This window comes from Actinophytocola xanthii, from assembly GCF_001921205.1.
In the GTDB taxonomy this organism is placed as follows: Bacteria; Actinomycetota; Actinomycetes; order Mycobacteriales; family Pseudonocardiaceae; genus Actinophytocola; species Actinophytocola xanthii.
Genome location: NZ_MSIE01000060.1, coordinates 1 through 15329, shown reverse-complemented (window position 1 = coordinate 15329; position 15329 = coordinate 1). Strand labels below are relative to the sequence as shown.

Here is a 15329-nt window from a genome sequence, read left to right as displayed (position 1 = left end):
CAAGGGACATGTGATGACCGATACTTTCGACGCAGTCGTTGAGCTGCTTTCCTCGCGTTTCGACATCGAGCCGGAAAACGTCACGATGACGGCCACGTTCGACGACATCGACCTCGACTCGCTCTCCCAGATCGAGCTGGGAACCGCGATCAAGAAGAAGTTCGGCGTCGAGATCAGCGACGACGACCTGGCGGCCATGTCCACCATCGGCGACGTCGTCGACAGCCTGGCGGACAAGCTCGCCGGCGCGGGCGTGACCAGCTGATGACGCCGTTCGGCGCGGCGGTCACCGGTATCGGTCTGGTGACCCCCGCGGGGATCGGCGTGCCCGACAACTGGGCACGGGTCGTGGCGGGCGAGACCGCCGCGGCTGTGGACCCGGCGCTGGCGGACCTGCCGGTCCGCATCTCCTGCCGGGTGCCGGACTTCGAGCCACGGGACCACGGGCTGCGCGGCGCGCGGCAGTGGGACCGGTACACCACGTTCACGATGCTCGCGGCCACGGAGGCGCTGGCCCACGCCCAGCTGGACCCGGAGGACTGGGACGGCACGCGCGTCGCGGTCGTCCTCGGCTCCGGCGCGGGCGGCACGCTGACCCTCGAGGAACAGCACCGAACGCTGCTCGCCGACGGTCCGGGTGACGTCTCCCCGCAGACGCTGCCGATGGGGCTGCTGAACATGGCCGCGGGCCAGGTGGCGATCGGGTTCGGTGCGCGGGGACCCTGTCTGGCGCCGTGCACCGCGTGCGCGTCCGGCGCCTCCGCCATCGCCATCGGCCGGGACCTCCTGCGGCTCGGTGCGGCGGACATCGTCATCGCCGGGGGCTCGGAGGCGCCGATCAGCCCGCTGTACGTGTCCTCGTTCGCCCGTATGCGAGCGCTGTCCCGCCACCCCGACCCGGCGACGGCGTCGCGGCCGTTCGACTCCGCGCGCGACGGGTTCGTGCTCGGCGAGGGCGCGGGCGTGCTGGTGCTGGAGTCCGAGGAGCACGCGCTGGCCCGTGGCGTGACGCCGGTGGCGAAGGTGGTCGGCCACGGTGCCTCCGCCGACGCCCACCACGTCACCCAGCCGCACCCGGAGGGACTGGGGGCCCGCCTGGCCCTGTCCGCCGCGCTCGCCGACGCCGGGGTGGCGGGCCGGGAGGTCAGGCACGTCAACGCCCACGGCACCTCGACCGTCGCGAACGACCGCACGGAGTCCGCGGTGATCCGAGATCTCCTCGGCTCCGACGCGCAGGTCACCTCCACCAAGGGCGTGACCGGCCACCTGCTCGGCGCCGGGGCGGCGGTCGAGGCGGCCTACACCGCGCTCACCGTCCGGCACGGGCTCATCCCACCGACGGCCAACCTGACCGACCTGGAGCCCGGCCTGGACGTCGACGTCGTCCACAAGGCCCCTCGCCCGTCCGTCGTGGACATCGCGGTGAGCAACTCGTTCGGCTTCGGCGGCCAGAACGTGTGCCTCGTCATCGCCGCCTGACCGCGGCGCCGGACGCCGACCGTGGAAGCAGCAGCACCAGAGCGAAGGAAAACTCCGATGGCCATCGCCACCGCACCGCCCCGGACCTCCGGCGCGCGTGAACGGACCGCGACCGAACTCGTCCGCCTGGTCTTCGACGGCGACTACGAGCGGGTCCACGCGGACGTGCGTGCGGCGCTGTTCGATCCCCTCTTCGACCCCCGTGCCGGCCTGACCATGGACGAGGCGGGCAGGCTGGCCTACGAGCGGTCCCGGTTCCTGCACGCGAGACTGGGCCGCCCGAGCGCGGTCGTTGCGGATCCGCCGCGGTTGTTCGCGCTCGCCGAGTGGCCGTCGGTGCTGGACGTCTCGGTGTTCTCGCTGCTGATGGTGCACTACAACCTCACCTTCGGCACCGTGCACGACCACGGTGCCGGTCGCACCGACCTGGCCGACCTGGTGGGCGACCTCGACTCCCTGGCCGCGTTCGGCCCGTACATGGCGACCGAGCTGGGCTACGGCAACAACGTCGCCGCGCTGCGCACGGAGGCCGCCTACGACCGGGAGAACGGCACTTTCACGCTGAACACCCCGGGTCCACTCGCCCAGAAGTACATGTCCTACAGCGGTTTCACCGACGTCCCCAAGGTCGCGGTCGTGCTGGCGCGGCTCCGGGCGGACGGCAGGGACCACGGCGTGTACCCCTTCCTGGTGCGGATCGCCGACGAGAACGGTCTTCGCCCCGGTGTGCACGCCGCGCCGTGCCCCGAGAAGCCGGTGCAGGGCCTGGACAACGGCGTGACCTGGTTCGACAACGTGAGGCTCCCGCGGCGCAGCCTGCTGCTCGGGGACATGGGGGAGTTCGCCGAGGACGGTGCGTTCCGGCCACTGGGTGGCAACGCCCGTCAGCGTTTCCTGCGCTCCATGACCCGGATCCAGCCGGGGAGGCTGTGCGTGTCCTCCTCCGCCGTCGGCGCGGGACGGGCGAGTGTCTACATCGCACTTCGGTACGCCCGTCAGCGGTTGGTCAACGGCCCGGGGCGCAAGGAGATGCCGGTCATCGAGTACCGCAGCCACCAGCTCGCGGTGTTCACCGCGATGTCCACCGTGTACGCGATGTCCTTTCTCCTCAACCGCGGCAAGCGTGCCTACCTGGCCGCCGGCGGAGCGGTGGACGCCGACCTGAACGGGTTGATCGCGGTCACCAAGGCGCTGTCCACGTGGCAGCTGACCGACGTGGTCACCTCGATGCGCGAGCGCTGCGGCGCGCAGGGCATGTTCAGCGTCAACCGGATCGCCGACTACGTCTCGCTCCTGCAGGGTCTGGTCACCGCGGAGGGCGACAACAAGGTGCTGCTGGCGACCGTCGCCGCGCAGCTGCTCGCGGCCGAGGAGACCGAGCCACCCCCACCCGCGCCGGACGGATCGGCCCACGACATCGGTGACCCCGCGCTGCACCAGGCGCTGCTCGGCTACCGCGAACGCGCGCTGCGCGAGTCGGCCAGGTCCGCGATGCACGACGACACCGTCGAGCGGACCTACCTCGAGGCGTGGAACGGCACCATGAACGCCGCGTTGGCCATGGCCAGGACGCGAGGGGTACGGCTGGCGGTGGAGGAGTTCCACGCCGCGGTCGCCCGCGCGGAGGACAGCGACGCGGCGACCGGCCTGCGGCTGCTCGCCACCCTGTACGCGCTGACCGAGATCCACCGCGACGCCGGCTGGTACCTCGCCCGCGGGGTGCTGACCGCCGCGCAGGTCGAGCGGCTGCCCGCGACCCTCGACGAGCTGTGCCCGAGAATTCTGCCGCTCGCCGATGCGCTGGCCGACGGCTTCGCGCTCACCCCCGAGCTGGTACGCGCGCCGATCGCGGCGGAGGACTACGTGACCGCGTTCCAGTCCCTCACCGACGCCCGACCGGAGCGCTGACATGGCCCGCCACCTGTACCGCTGCCCGCTGCGCTGGGCGGACATGGACGTCTACGGGATCGTCAACAACGTGATGTACCTGCGCCTGCTGGAGGAGGCACGGGTCGACTTCGTCTTCCGCATGGCGCCGACCGAGGGCGACGCGTTCTTCCGGGACGGTTCGGTCGTGGTCCGGCACGAGATCGACTACCTGGGCAGGTTGACCCACCGGCACGAGCCGGTCGACATCGAGATGTGGGTGTCGGACCTGCAGACGGCCACCGTCACGGTCTCCTACGAGGTCCGCGACGGCGACCGCCCCTGTGCGCGGGCCTCCACCGTGATGGCTCCGTTCGACTACCGCAAGAACCGACCGAGACGGCTCACCGACGCCGAGATCGCGTTCTTCGAGAAGTACCTCGAGACGAACTGAGGACCGGGGACGATCATGCGACTGCTGCGAACCGGCCCGCCCGGTGCCGAGCTGCCGTGCGCCGTGGACGGAGACGGTGTCGTGCGCTGCCTGTCCGCGTGGGTGCCGGACTGGACCGGTGCCGCGCTCTCGCCCGGCTCGCTCGCCGAGTTGGCCGGCCGGCTGGCCGGCTCGGCCGAGGAGCTGCCCGAGGTGCGGTTGGACGAGGTGCGGGTCGGCCCGCCGGTGCCCGCCGGCGGCCAGCTGATCTCGGTCGGCCTGAACTACCGCTGCCACGCCGCGCAGGCCGGCATGGCGGTCCCCGCCGAGCCGGTGATCTCCACGAAGTCGCCGTGGGCGTTGGCCGGGCCGTACGACGACCTGCTGCTGCCCCCCGGCGCCGAGCGGGTCGACTGGGAGGTGGAGCTGGCCGTCGTCATCGGGACGGAGGCCAGGTACCTGCCCGACGAGCAGGCCGCCCGCGCCGCGATCGCCGGTTACTGCACCGCCAACGACGTCTCCGAGCGGTCGTGGCTGCTCGACCGCGGCGGGCAGTGGGTGAAGGGCAAGTCCTTCGAGACCTTCGCGCCGCTGGGGCCGTACCTGGTCACCGCGGACGAGGTGGACGACGTGGCGGCGCTGCGGCTGACGACCCGGGTCAACGGCCAGGTCATGCAGGACGCGAAGACCGGCGAGATGGTCTTCGGGGTGCCGTGGCTGATCCGGTACCTGACGCGGTTCATGGTGCTGCGGCCCGGCGACGTGGTGCTCACCGGCTCGCCGGCCGGTGTGGCCCTGCGCCGGATCGACGAACCGTACCTGCGGCCGGGGGACGTGGTCGAGGTCGAGGTGGAGACCCTCGGGGCCCAGCGGCAGCGGTGCCGCGCGCACCCGGTGGGGGCAGGGACGTGAGCGCCGGGTTCACCGTCGAGCGGGTCGAGCCGACACCGGCGAGGGAGCGCGCTCGGCTGATGGCGGACGCCCCGTTCGGCGAGGTGTTCACCGATCACATGGTCACCGTCCGCTGGTCGGCCGGGCAGGGCTGGCACGACGCCCGGCTGCGGGCGCACGCCCCGTTGGTGCTCTCGCCCGCGGCGCAGGTGTTCCACTACGGCCAGGAGATCTTCGAGGGCATGAAGGCCTACCGCACGGCGGGCGGTGCGGTGGTGCTGTTCCGCCCGTACGCCAACGCCGAGCGGTTCGCCGCCTCCGCGTCCCGGATGGCCATGCCCGACGTGCCAGCCGAGCTGTTCGTCGGCGCGCTGGAGACCCTCGTCGCGGCCGACCGGGAGTGGGTGCCCGCGGTCGAGGGGCACAGCCTCTACCTGCGCCCGTTCATGATCGCCACCCAGCCGACGCTCGGCTTCTACCGGCCCGCCCAGGAGTACCTGTTCGTGGTGATCGCCGCCCCGGCCGGGGCCTACTTCGGCGACCGGCCCATGACCGTGTGGCTGGAGACCGAGTACACCCGGGCCGCGCCCGGCGGCACCGGCGCGGCCAAGTGCGGCGGGAACTACGCGGGCACGCTGCTGGCTCAGCGGCGTGCCGCGGACCAGGGCTGCGACCAGGTGGTCTGGTTGCGCGACGGCCACGTCGACGAGCTGGGCACCAGCAACCTGTTCTTCGTCTACGGCGACGAGGTGGTCACACCCCCGCTGAACGACACGATCCTCGCGGGGATCACCCGGGACTCGGTGCTGGCGCTCGCCGCCGCCCTCGGTCACCCGGTCGCCGAGCGTCCGGTGGGCGTGGCGCAGTGGCGTGCCGCCGCCGAGCAGGGCCGGCTGACCGAGGTGTTCTCGTCCGGCACCTCTTCCATGATCACCCCGGTTGGCGCCGTGCGGGCCGCCGACGGCGGGTTCACCATCGGCGACGGCGGACCGGGCAAGGTCACCACCCGGTTGCGTGAGGAACTGCTCGGCATCCAGACCGGCGTGCGGCCCGACCCCTACGGTTGGGTCCACACGATCGCGGAGGAGGACTCCGCATGACGCGTTCGGTTCTCGTGACCGGTGGCAACCGGGGCATCGGGCACGCGATCGTGACCGCGCTCGCGCGGACCGGAGACCGGGTGGCGTACACGTACCGGACGGGGACGCCCCCTGCCGACCTCACCGCGCTCGGCGCGCTGCCGGTGCGCTGCGACGTCACCGACCGGGAGGACGTGGAGCACGCGTTCAAGGAGGTCGAGGAGGCGCACGGACCGGTGGCGGTGCTCGTCGCGAACGCCGGCATCACGCGGGACAGCCTGGTGCTGCGCATGAGCGAGGAGGACTTCGCCGCCGTCGTGGAGACCAACCTGACCGCCACCTTCCGCCTCGTGCGGCGGGCGACCGCGGGCATGCTCCGCAACCGGGACGGGCGGGTCGTGCTGATGTCCTCGGCCAACGGGATGCGTGGCGCCGCCGGCCAGGCCAACTACGCCGCCACCAAGGCGGGCCTCATCGGGTTCGCCCGCTCGTACGCGCGGGAGCTGGGCAGGCGTGGGGTCACGTGCAACGTGGTGGCGCCGGGGTTCGTGGACACGGACATGACCCGAGGGCTCCCCGAGCGGGTGCGGACCGCCCTGCTCGAGCAGATCCCGGTGGGTCGCACGGCGCGGCCGGAGGAGGTGGCCGCGGCGGTGCTGTTCCTGGCGTCGCCGGAGGCCGCCTACGTCACCGGCGCGGTTCTCCCGGTCGACGGCGGGCTCGGGATGGGCCACTGACCGTTCGCCAAACAATACAAGTGTTCGACTTGACGAACGCGGTCGCGGCCTCCACTATGTCTGCATGCGTGGGGTCTGGCGAACACTCGACCGTCGTCTGCTGACCGACGTGGCGCTGGTATGCGTGGCCGTCGGGCTGATCGGGCTGTCCTACGGGGCCACAGCCGTCGCGGCCGGCTTCCCCCTGTGGCTGCCGGTGGTGCTCGGCGCGCTCGTGCTGGCGGCCGGGTCGGAGTTCCTCTTCGTCGGGATCATCGGTGCGGGCGGCAGTCCGGTGGCGGCACTGCTCGCCGGGCTGCTGGTCAACGCGCGGCACATCCCGTACGGCCTGTCGGTGCCCGACGTGCTCGGGCGTGGCTGGCGCCGGGTGCTCGGCGTGCACCTGATGAACGACGAGACCGTGGTGATGGCCATCGCCCAGGAGGAGCAGGAGCGAAAATGGGCCGCGTACTGGGGGTGCGGGCTCGGGATCCTGGTCATCTGGCCGCTCAGCGCGGCGGCGGGCGGACTCATCGGCAGCGTCGTGCCGAACACCGACGCGCTCGGCCTCGACGCCATGTTCCCCGCGGTGCTGCTCGCGCTCATCCTGCCCGCGCTGCGCGACCGGACCACGCTGTCCTCGGCTGTCGTCGGCGCGTTGCTGGCCCTGGCCGCGACCCCGTTCCTGCCCCCCGGCCTGCCGGTCCTGGTGGCGCTGGCCGGAGTGCTGCTGAGCGTCCCGGCCGCGCGGGGAGCTGGTGCCGCGTGACTGTCTCACCGATGCTTCTCGTCGTGTCCATCGCCGTGCTGGCGGTCGGGACCTTCGCGTTCCGCTTCGCGGGTCCGGCGCTGCGCAGCCGGATCACCTTCCCGCCGCAGGTGACGAAGCTGCTGGAGACCGCGTCCGTTGTGCTGCTGGCGGCGCTGGTGGTGACCTCAGGGCTCATGGAGGACGGTGTCCTGGCCGGCGTGGCGCGCCCTACCGGAGTCCTCGTGGGCGGGTTGCTGGCGTGGTACAAGGCACCGTTCGCCGTCGCCGTGGTCGGCGCCGCCGGCACCGCGGCGGTACTGCGTCTGTTCGGGCTCCCGTGAGGGCTGGCAGGGCGCCGCGGGCAGGGCGAGTCGGCGACCGTTCTGTTCGAGCACCTGCCACGCGAACGCGACGAGCCCTGCCTGTAGTCGCGACTCGACGTTGAGTTTGGCCAGGATGCGGGCCACGTGAGCCTTCGTGGTGCGCTCGGTGACGCGCAGCAGGGCGGAGATCTCCCGATTGGCCCGGCCGGCGCCGAGCAGTTGGAACACCTGCAGTTCCCGGCCGGACAACAAGGGCACCCGATGGAGCACCTGTCGCCACTCGGAGTCCAGCACGCCCCCGTCGTGCGCGGGCATGACGGTATCCGATTCGACCATGGTTCCCCCACTTCGAAGCGCGTCGATCGCCGAACCCCGACAGCTCTCAGGTATACCGCACCCGCACCCTCACGGGGGACCACCCGTCGTGATTATCACCTGGAACGACAATGATCGGCAGAAATCACCCAATAATCACAAAGACGTCCATCAGATGACACCCGCTACCGAAGAGCTTGTCACTCAAGGCAATGCGATGGTGCGCACGCTCATTCCGGCCTGGTCCTCTTCCCGCCGGCCGTCGCGGACGCGGCGCGACGGTGGTCCGGCAGAACCTCCGGCGGCCTGCGCCACCAGCGGCGCGAGGCCAGCGCGGCCAGTGCCGCGCCGGCGGCGTTGACCAGTACGTCGTCCACAGAGGACACCCGGTCCAACCGCAGGACGTACTGGGCGGTCTCGACCACGACCGAGCAGCCCGCCCCGAGCGCCAGGATCCGCGGCACCGACGCCAGCACCGCGAACCGCATCGGGGCGAAGAACCCCAGCGCCGCGAAGACCAGCAGGTTGCCCACGATCCCGAGCGGGCCCATCGTGAGCAGGTCCCGCAGCGGCACCAGGCTCAGCCGGCCGGGGACCATGCCCGCCCCCGAACCCGGCATGGTGGTCAGCCACACGAACGGCACGGTCCCGTAGACCATGCCCACCTCGGCCAGCGACAGCCGCCACGCCGCGCCGACACCGGCCGCGCGGCGACGGCGTGCCAGAACCCACGTCACCAGCCCGGCCAGCGGCAGCCCCACCAGCGTCATGAGCAGCACGCCGTTCTCCGTGCCGAAGCAGCCGCGCCACCGCCCGGCCAGGCAGCTCGGGGCGGCCATCAGCAGCGGCCGTCGCAGAAGGAACGCCGCACCCGCCACACCGAGGACCACCAGCCCGATGAGCACGATCGTGCGCGTACGCCTGGGCGGTGCCGAGGCAGGGGAGTTCATGGCGCACATTAGAGCCGGCACCGGGTTGTGGCGGTGTATGCGGGTGGCCATGCGCCGAGCGCTCCGCCCGGTGCCCGGCCTCAGGTGAGGGCCCTGCTCACCGGGGGTTCCAGGCACAGGGTGACCACCAGACCGGGATGGTCGGTGGTGCCCGCCATGTCGAGCCTCCGGATGCCGCGCAACGACAGGTCCTCGCCGGCGTAGAGGTGCTGGACGGCGCCGTCACCTCCGCGGGAGAACCCGGGTGGGTCGCAGCGCCGGATGCTGGGCGAGCCGTGTTCGGTCAGGTTGAGGTCCCCGACGACGACCGCCGGTCCCGGGAACCCGGCCGCGCGCCTGAGCAGGTCTCGGCACTGGGCGAGCGCGGTCGGCGCGTGGTCGGCGGACAGGTGCGTGGTGCAGGCGTGCAGCGCCGGGGTGCGCAGGCACCCCCAGGACCGCAGCTCCCGGTGGCCGTCGGCGGCCGTGTACTGGGCGGTGTAGGTGCCGGACTCCCCGCGGTGGTCCCCGAACGAGTCCGCCACCATGATGATGTTGCCGTACCGCTGGTCGCCGTCCCGGCACCGGACGGGGGTGCCGTCGAGGTTGCGTGCGGCCACGAACAGCGCCCGGGCGTTCCCCATGGCCGGGCGCAGCCGCGCGACGTCGCCGGAGCACGCCTCGTTGACCGACAGCACCTGCGGCTCGCTCGACCGGATCACCTCCGCCGCCCTGGTCAGCGCCGCGTCGCCTCGGTAGCAGCCGGCCATCCCGCCGTGGCAGATGTTGAGCTGGAGCACGGTGATCGTCGCCCCGGAGCGGACCGCGGCCGACGGCACGACCAGGAGTCCGAGCGCTGTCAGGAGGACGATCACGCGGTTCATGCCGCGACACAAGCAGACGACTCCGCCCGGCCACAAGCGCATGTTGGAAGCCCACCGATAAGCTCCGCGTCTTGGAGGTGTTTGACGAGAATGATGGTCATGTTCGGAGTGCTCGGTCTGCTGGTGGTCGTGGTGGGCGGGTTCGCCGTGTGGTTCTACGCGATCCGCGACCCGCTCAAAGGTGAGGACTTCTACAAGTTCCACGTCGAGCAGAAGTGGGCCTGGCAGCTCACCATGACACCCGAGCAGGAGAAGGCGCTCATGGCCGGGTTGGAGGCGTTCGACGACGACGAGGGGTGTTACCCCATGCGCGAGGAGGGAGTTCTCCGGGTCTACGACCCGATGATGCTCATCTCGCTGTTCTCCCTGGCCGAGCAGTTCGTCGCGATGGGGCCGGCCGCCATGCGGGATCCGGCGCGCGCCGTCCGCGAGCTGGTCACGCGGGCGGCGCAGTCCGAAGTGGACGGTGTGCTGCACCTCAGCGGCCAGTGGTTGGGGGACACGGACACCGTCGACGGGATGGACAAGTACGAGTTCACCGATGCCCTCATGGCTGCCACCCACGCGCAGGGCGTGGACTGCGAGTTCGCCGGCGGGTTCGCCGACGAGAACCGCGGCTTCGCCACGATGGGTGTTCTCGCTCGGAGCCCGGGCCACGTTCGGCAGCTGTACGACGACGCGCACGCCCTGGCGGGAGAGCCACGGGAGCTCCGCAACCGGCTCGACGTCGTGCTGGACGTCATGGAGCCGGAGAACCCGGAGTACGTCGCCGCCTTCGAACGGGCGGAGGCGGAGAAGAGCAAGTACGTCAACACGGTGATGTTCTGCTTCGAGCGAGTGGTCGAGCAGTACCGGGCGGCCCGGCCGCACCTGCGGTACGCCGAGCCGAGCGACGTGCTGTCCGTCGTGATGGGGCGGATGCTGGAGCATCACCTGCCGGGCTGCACCTGGACCCGCCCGCCGTCGCCGGAGCAGCACTCGCTCGCCCTCGCGGTGCTGCGCAACCGGTGAGCGAGAGCCGGGAGACCGTGCTCAGGGCGATGGCCGAGGACATCGCCGCCGCCGCACCGCGTGGGTGGAAGCGAGCGGAGCTGCGCGGGTACGCGTTCGCCTCGCACGGAAGCGGTCACCGTGGCTTCAGGTTCGAGCCGGACGAGCTGAACGTCCACGGCGCGAACGACATCGAGGTGTTCGACAGCCTGCGGCGGCTGCACGCGCTGACGGGAGCTTCGGACAACCTCACGGTCGAGTTGGAGCTGGAGTCGCGCGGCCGCTGTCGCGCGGTGCTGAGTGAGCGGCTCGACCGGGCGGACGACGGGGGTTTCCGGTACCTGCTCGACCGGGACTCGGTGCCACCCGAGCCCGGCGACCCGGGACCCGGCTCCGGTGCTCCCGAGGCGGGCGACCCCGACGAGGCGGTCGCCCTGCTGGGTGCCTACCTGCGCTGCCTCGGGGAGATTCTCGGGCCGGACGCGCGGCCGAACCTGCCACCCCCACTCCCGGAACGGTACCGGCGGAAGGTTGCGTTCGGCCTGGGCGTCCGGCTGCCGCGTGACCTGCGTGCCCTGTACGGGGTCGCGGACGGCGACGGGGGCACGGGCCTGCTGCACGGCTACAGCTGGTTCGGTCTGGACACGGTGGCGGAGCTCTGCGAGCCGGAGGAGCGCTGGTGGGTCGTCCGCGGGTGGCGACGCTACGTGCTCCAGCCGTTCATCACCGAGTTCGGTCCGCCGCTGGCGATCCGACGGCTGAGCGACCATCCGGCATGGGTTCCGTTCGCCACCGACATGGCCGGCAACTACCTCGCCGCCGACATGGCGCCGGGTCCACACGGCCGATCCGGGCAGGTCATCCTCATCGGACGGGACCACAGCGACGGTCCGACCTACGTCGCGGACTCCGTGACCACCCTGCTCCGCAGGCAGGTGGAGGCCGTGACCTCCGGCTCGTTCACCCATGAGGACGGTGGACTGTGGATCCAGGCCGGCGACCTGGAGTACCACAGGCGCGTCTACCGCGAAGTGTGCACGGTGGAGGCCGTCGGTCCGGATGCGGCACCAGTGCGGGGAGTGCGCCCGGAGATCCGTGAGCTGACGGTGCGCAACGCGCCCTGGGTGGATCTCGAGCGCCTGCGCGGCGCGCAGGCGCTGTGGTGGGTGTCCACGGAGAACTGTCCCGGCGCCGACCTCTCACCCCTGCGCGACACCCCTGTCGAGGTGCTCGACCTCGACCTGACCACCGTCGAGCTGGCCGACCTGGCCGGCCACCCGACGTTGCGGCGGGTGGTGCTGCACACCGAGAAGCCGGTCGACCTGCGGCCGTTGCTGTCCTGTCCCGCGTTGTTCGCGCTCGATCTGACCGAGGCCCCCGAGGCCGACGTCTCCGTGCTGGGCGACGCGGTCGGACTGCGGCACCTGCGGACGCGAGGTGCCCACTGGGCCACCCTCCGGGCCACCAGTGCGGTCCCCCCGTCGTTGGCCGTCGCCGAACTGGCCATGGAGCCGCTGACGGAGCGGAAGCTGTTCTGGTCGTTCGACAGGGCCTACAAGCCGCGGCGTCCGACGCTCGAGGACGGCGTCGACTGGGCGAGGGGCCTGACCGGCAACGCCGCCGACATCTGGACGTTCAGCGGCAGGTGGGGTCGGTCCGCACGCATCGACCCCACCCGGAGGTGACGCGCCGGTCAGCCGAGTGCGCGACGGGTGACGGGGAAGTTGAAGTAGGTGTCGGGGAAGGGCTCGTCGTTGAGCGTGAAGTGCCACCACTCCTCGGGGAGGTTGCGGAAGCCGACATTCGCCAGGGTGGAGCGAAGCAGGTCGCGGTGGTGGCGGGCGGCACCGGTGATGGCCGGGTTGTCCGTGTGGGACAGCGGGTCGAAGCAGTCGTAGCCGGTGCCCATGTCGACGCTGTTGTCGGGGAACCGCTGGCCGACCGGCGCGAAGCAGGCGACCAGCGGCTCGCCGGGCAGGTACGGCCGTTGCGGACGGACGGGAAGCTTGACCAGCGTGACGTCGAGGGTACTGCCGCGGCTGTGGCCGGACTTCTCCGCGATGTAGCCGTCGGCGAACAGCCGCGACTTGTCGACGTTGGGGTAGAACTCGGCCTTCATCCGTTCGTCGTCGAGGTCCTTGGCCCAGCGGACGAAGTGGTCGACCGCGCGCTGCGGGCGGTAGCAGTCGTAGACCTTGAGGGTGTAGCCGCGCCGCAGCAGCGTGCGCTGCGCGGTGCGCAGGGCCCTCGCCGCCTGCCGGGTGAGAACGCACTCCGGCTGCCGGTACCCGTCGATGCGCTCGCCGACGAAGTTGTGCCGCCCGAAGTAGCGGATGTCGTACCGAATCGTCGGATCGACATCCCGGAGCGCGACGAACGCGGGTGGCACACCGTGCCTGTCGCTCGCGCCGGCGGGGGAGGCGAGGGTCGCGCAGAAGAGCAACGCGAGCACGGCGGCGAAGACGCGGGAGGATCGGGACACAGGAGCTTTATACACAACCGATCACGGCCCCGCACCCGTCCGCTGATCTCGCTGACGTCCGGGATGCACGCGGCGGCGGGTGCTACCGGACCACGCTCGGGTTGAGCTGGGCGAAGCCTTCCTGTCGTTGGTAGGGGAAGTACGGGTACGGCGCCGTGGTCGAGCTCGCCTCGTCCAGCCGGGCCGCCTGGTCGTCGGTGAGCGTCCAGCCGATCGTGCCGAGGTTCTCGCGTAGCTGTGCCTCGTTGCGGGCGCCGATCAGGACCGAGGAGACAGTGGGGCGGCGCAGCAGCCAGTTCAGGGCGATCTGCGGCACGGTACGGCCGGTCTCCGTCGCGAGGTCGGTCAGCGTGTCGACCACGCGGTACAGCAGCTCGTCGGGCACGGGTGGGCCGTAGGACGCGGTCCGGTGCAACCGGCTGCCGGGCGGGAGGGGCTGGTCGCGGCGGACGCGGCCGGTCAGCCTGCCCCAGCCGAGCGGGCTCCACACCACCGCGCCCACGCCCTGGTCCAGGCCGAGCGGCATCAGCTCCCACTCGTAGTCCCGTCCCACGAGCGAGTAGTACACCTGGTGTGCCACGTACCGGGTCAGGTGGTGCCGGTCGGCCACCGCGAGCGACTTCATCAGCTGCCAGCCCGCGAAGTTGGACACGCCGACGTACCGGACCTTCCCCGCGCGCACCAGGTCGTCCAGGGTGGACAGGGTCTCCTCCGGTGGGGTGCCCGCGTCGTAGGCGTGCAGCTGGTAGAGGTCGATGTGGTCGGTGCCCAGTCGGCGCAACGCCGCCTCGCACGCCCGCAGCAGCCGGGAGCGGGACGAGCCACCCGGGTCCTCGCCCAGGGGCAGGGTGGTCTTCGTCGAGATCAGCGCCTGGTCGCGGCGGCCCTTCAGCGCGGCGCCCAGTACCTCCTCCGACGCGCCGTCCGAGTAGACGTCCGCCGTGTCGAACATCGTGACGCCCGCGTCGAGGCAGATGTCCACCAGCCGGCGCGCCTGCGCCACGTCCACCGCGCCCCAGTTGCCGAACAGCTCGCCCCGGCCGCCGAAGGTTCCCGCGCCGAACGCGAGCGCCGGCACCGTGAGACCCGACGCGCCCAGCCTCCTGTACTCCATGTCCACTCCTTAATGGGACTGTAGTTCCGTTAACGGTAGCACGGTAGCGTCTCGGGCATGCCGGAGCGGCCAGGCGGGCGTACCGCACGGGTGCGTGCGTCGGTGTTGCGTGCGGCCGGGGACATGCTGGCCGAGCGCGGGTTCGCGGCTCTCGACCTCGGTGAGCTGGCCACGCGTGCCGAGGTCGGCAGGACGACCGTCTACCGCCGCTGGGGTTCGGTCGCCGCGGTGGTCGCCGACCTGCTCCTCGAGATGGCGGCGGAGTCCCTGCCGCGCGCGGACACCGGCACGCTGCTGGGCGACCTGCGCGCCAACGCCAGGCTGGTCGTGCGGACGCTGACCGACCCCAGGCAGGGCGCGCTGTTCAGGTCGATGCTCGCCGCCGCCACCTCGGACGAGGCCACCGCCGCCGCGCTGAGGAGGTTCTACACCACCAGAATCGCCGAGTGGGCCCCGTGCGTCACCGACGCGGTCGCCAGGGGTGAGGTCCCGGCGGACACCGACCCGGAGGAGGTCATCCGCGCGGTGTCGGCGCCCCTGTACTACCGCCTGCTCACCGGGACCGCCGAACTCGACGAGACCGCCGCCGACCGAGCCGCCGAGGCGGCGGTGGTCGCCGCCAAGGCCGGTGTCCACCGGCGTGGGTCGGGTTCGCCAGAGTGAGCGGCGGGCCGGCGGACGCGGTCAGGTCGCGGGTTCGGTGAGCGCGCGCACCAGGTGGTCGGCGAGGGACTCCATCGCCGCGACGGCGTAGTGGCCGGCGTGGATGACCGCGACACGGAGGGCTCCGCCGTCCACGTGGACGGACAGGGTGAGCGGGTAGCACTCGGTGATGACCTCGGGCTCCATCAGGATGTCCGACCTAGGGCGCGTCCTCAAAGTCCCGGTCGATGGGCTTCGTGATCCAGGTCGTCGCTGGCAAGGCGGAGGGCAGGCCTCGTACCGGGTTGTACTCGGTCTGTCCGACAACGCCGCCAGCGGCGGGCTGGGCGCGAAGACCGCGATCGAGGGCTTTGAGAACGCGCCCTAGGCCCAATGCCGGTCGCTTAAGCCGACGCAAGATCAACTCCGCGATCG

General features: G+C 71.6%; 18 protein-coding genes and 1 pseudogene. 12 read left to right on the top strand and 7 right to left on the bottom strand.

The genetic code is table 11. From position 1 onward, the window contains the following. Positions 1-13 precede the first annotated feature (13 nt). The 9 genes from BU204_RS28825 (at position 14) to BU204_RS28785 (ending at position 7556) form a co-directional block, all read left to right on the top strand. Positions 14-265, top strand: a complete 252-nt coding sequence (locus BU204_RS28825; RefSeq protein WP_075128924.1) for an acyl carrier protein — start codon at positions 14-16, stop codon at positions 263-265. Continuing rightward, a complete protein-coding gene (locus BU204_RS28820; RefSeq protein ID WP_075128923.1) occupies positions 265-1479 on the top strand; it encodes a beta-ketoacyl-[acyl-carrier-protein] synthase family protein in 1215 nt (404 codons plus the stop codon). Before BU204_RS28825 ends, BU204_RS28820 begins: the two co-directional genes overlap by 1 nt. Positions 1480-1536: 57 nt before the next feature. Beyond that, positions 1537-3387: an acyl-CoA dehydrogenase family protein gene (locus BU204_RS28815; RefSeq protein ID WP_075128922.1), complete on the top strand. Its 1851-nt coding sequence runs from the start codon at positions 1537-1539 to the stop codon at positions 3385-3387. Position 3388: 1 nt separating this feature from the next. Continuing rightward, entirely contained in the window at positions 3389-3799 is a 411-nt protein-coding gene (locus tag BU204_RS28810) for an acyl-CoA thioesterase (protein WP_075128921.1), read from the top strand. Positions 3800-3814: 15 nt separating this feature from the next. Beyond that, positions 3815-4690 carry a fumarylacetoacetate hydrolase family protein gene (locus BU204_RS28805; protein ID WP_075128920.1) on the top strand — a complete coding sequence of 292 codons (876 nt, stop codon included), beginning with the start codon at positions 3815-3817 and terminating at the stop codon, positions 4688-4690. Next, positions 4687-5769 carry a branched-chain amino acid aminotransferase gene (locus tag BU204_RS28800; protein ID WP_075128968.1) on the top strand — a complete coding sequence of 361 codons (1083 nt, stop codon included), beginning with the start codon at positions 4687-4689 and terminating at the stop codon, positions 5767-5769. Before BU204_RS28805 ends, BU204_RS28800 begins: the two co-directional genes overlap by 4 nt. Continuing rightward, positions 5766-6485 (top strand): 3-oxoacyl-ACP reductase FabG, encoded by a 720-nt coding sequence (fabG, locus tag BU204_RS28795; RefSeq protein WP_075128919.1) that lies wholly within the window; start codon positions 5766-5768, stop codon positions 6483-6485. Before BU204_RS28800 ends, fabG begins: the two co-directional genes overlap by 4 nt. A 64-nt stretch (positions 6486-6549) precedes the next feature. Then, complete coding sequence (locus BU204_RS28790) at positions 6550-7233, top strand: AzlC family ABC transporter permease (RefSeq protein ID WP_075128918.1); 684 nt, start codon at positions 6550-6552, stop codon at positions 7231-7233. 11 nt (positions 7234-7244) lie between these two features. After that, positions 7245-7556, top strand: a complete 312-nt coding sequence (locus BU204_RS28785; protein ID WP_075128917.1) for an AzlD domain-containing protein — start codon at positions 7245-7247, stop codon at positions 7554-7556. Positions 7557-7643: 87 nt separating this feature from the next. On the opposite strand, the pseudogene BU204_RS42320 reads toward BU204_RS28785, so the two are convergent. The 3 genes and pseudogenes from BU204_RS42320 to BU204_RS28770 form a co-directional block, all read right to left on the bottom strand. Next, a pseudogene (locus BU204_RS42320) lies at positions 7644-7853 on the bottom strand (helix-turn-helix domain-containing protein); the annotation flags it as partial. Between the two features lie 230 nt (positions 7854-8083). Then, the gene (locus tag BU204_RS28775) at positions 8084-8803 is read right to left on the bottom strand and encodes a VanZ family protein (protein ID WP_083661728.1); all 720 of its coding nucleotides are present in this window, start codon (positions 8801-8803) and stop codon (positions 8084-8086) included. An 80-nt stretch (positions 8804-8883) separates the two neighbouring features. Then, a complete protein-coding gene (locus tag BU204_RS28770) occupies positions 8884-9666 on the bottom strand; it encodes an endonuclease/exonuclease/phosphatase family protein (RefSeq protein ID WP_075128915.1) in 783 nt (260 codons plus the stop codon). 99 nt (positions 9667-9765) lie between these two features. Here BU204_RS28770 and BU204_RS28765 point away from each other — a divergent pair, with 99 nt between their 5' ends. Beyond that, positions 9766-10677 (top strand): hypothetical protein, encoded by a 912-nt coding sequence (locus BU204_RS28765; protein ID WP_143229821.1) that lies wholly within the window; start codon positions 9766-9768, stop codon positions 10675-10677. Further along, positions 10674-12341, top strand: a complete 1668-nt coding sequence (locus tag BU204_RS28760) for an SMI1/KNR4 family protein (protein ID WP_075128913.1) — start codon at positions 10674-10676, stop codon at positions 12339-12341. Before BU204_RS28765 ends, BU204_RS28760 begins: the two co-directional genes overlap by 4 nt. Positions 12342-12349: 8 nt before the next feature. Here BU204_RS28760 and BU204_RS28755 read toward each other — a convergent pair whose 3' ends face one another. Together BU204_RS28755 and BU204_RS28750 are read right to left on the bottom strand one after the other, a co-directional pair. Beyond that, positions 12350-13138, bottom strand: coding sequence for a M15 family metallopeptidase (locus BU204_RS28755; RefSeq protein ID WP_233160726.1), 789 nt, complete (start codon positions 13136-13138; stop codon positions 12350-12352). Between the two features lie 82 nt (positions 13139-13220). Next, positions 13221-14252, bottom strand: a complete 1032-nt coding sequence (locus BU204_RS28750; RefSeq protein WP_075128911.1) for an aldo/keto reductase — start codon at positions 14250-14252, stop codon at positions 13221-13223. A 57-nt stretch (positions 14253-14309) separates the two neighbouring features. Between BU204_RS28750 and BU204_RS28745 the strand changes: the two genes are divergently transcribed. Continuing rightward, positions 14310-14915, top strand: coding sequence for a TetR/AcrR family transcriptional regulator (locus tag BU204_RS28745; protein ID WP_075128910.1), 606 nt, complete (start codon positions 14310-14312; stop codon positions 14913-14915). A 21-nt stretch (positions 14916-14936) separates the two neighbouring features. Here the strand turns inward: BU204_RS28745 and BU204_RS40300 are convergent, their stop codons facing one another. Continuing rightward, positions 14937-15101 (bottom strand): hypothetical protein, encoded by a 165-nt coding sequence (locus BU204_RS40300; protein WP_158073526.1) that lies wholly within the window; start codon positions 15099-15101, stop codon positions 14937-14939. A gap of 13 nt (positions 15102-15114) precedes the next feature. Next, positions 15115-15329, bottom strand: a 215-nt coding sequence (locus BU204_RS41555; RefSeq protein WP_233160724.1) for a hypothetical protein, incomplete at its 5' end; no start/stop codon positions are given.

Coding starts and splice junctions, on each gene's coding strand:
- BU204_RS28825 (WP_075128924.1), top strand. CDS start 14: ATGACCGATACTTTCGACGCAGTCGTTGAGCTGCTTTCCTCGCGTTTC.
- BU204_RS40300 (WP_158073526.1), bottom strand. CDS start 15,101: ATGGAGCCCGAGGTCATCACCGAGTGCTACCCGCTCACCCTGTCCGTC.
- BU204_RS28785 (WP_075128917.1), top strand. CDS start 7,245: ATGCTTCTCGTCGTGTCCATCGCCGTGCTGGCGGTCGGGACCTTCGCG.
- BU204_RS28790 (WP_075128918.1), top strand. CDS start 6,550: ATGCGTGGGGTCTGGCGAACACTCGACCGTCGTCTGCTGACCGACGTG.
- BU204_RS28815 (WP_075128922.1), top strand. CDS start 1,537: ATGGCCATCGCCACCGCACCGCCCCGGACCTCCGGCGCGCGTGAACGG.
- BU204_RS28770 (WP_075128915.1), bottom strand. CDS start 9,666: ATGAACCGCGTGATCGTCCTCCTGACAGCGCTCGGACTCCTGGTCGTG.
- BU204_RS28820 (WP_075128923.1), top strand. CDS start 265: ATGACGCCGTTCGGCGCGGCGGTCACCGGTATCGGTCTGGTGACCCCC.
- BU204_RS28745 (WP_075128910.1), top strand. CDS start 14,310: ATGCCGGAGCGGCCAGGCGGGCGTACCGCACGGGTGCGTGCGTCGGTG.
- BU204_RS28750 (WP_075128911.1), bottom strand. CDS start 14,252: ATGGAGTACAGGAGGCTGGGCGCGTCGGGTCTCACGGTGCCGGCGCTC.
- BU204_RS28775 (WP_083661728.1), bottom strand. CDS start 8,803: ATGAACTCCCCTGCCTCGGCACCGCCCAGGCGTACGCGCACGATCGTG.
- BU204_RS28805 (WP_075128920.1), top strand. CDS start 3,815: ATGCGACTGCTGCGAACCGGCCCGCCCGGTGCCGAGCTGCCGTGCGCC.
- BU204_RS28810 (WP_075128921.1), top strand. CDS start 3,389: ATGGCCCGCCACCTGTACCGCTGCCCGCTGCGCTGGGCGGACATGGAC.
- fabG (WP_075128919.1), top strand. CDS start 5,766: ATGACGCGTTCGGTTCTCGTGACCGGTGGCAACCGGGGCATCGGGCAC.
- BU204_RS28765 (WP_143229821.1), top strand. CDS start 9,766: ATGTTCGGAGTGCTCGGTCTGCTGGTGGTCGTGGTGGGCGGGTTCGCC.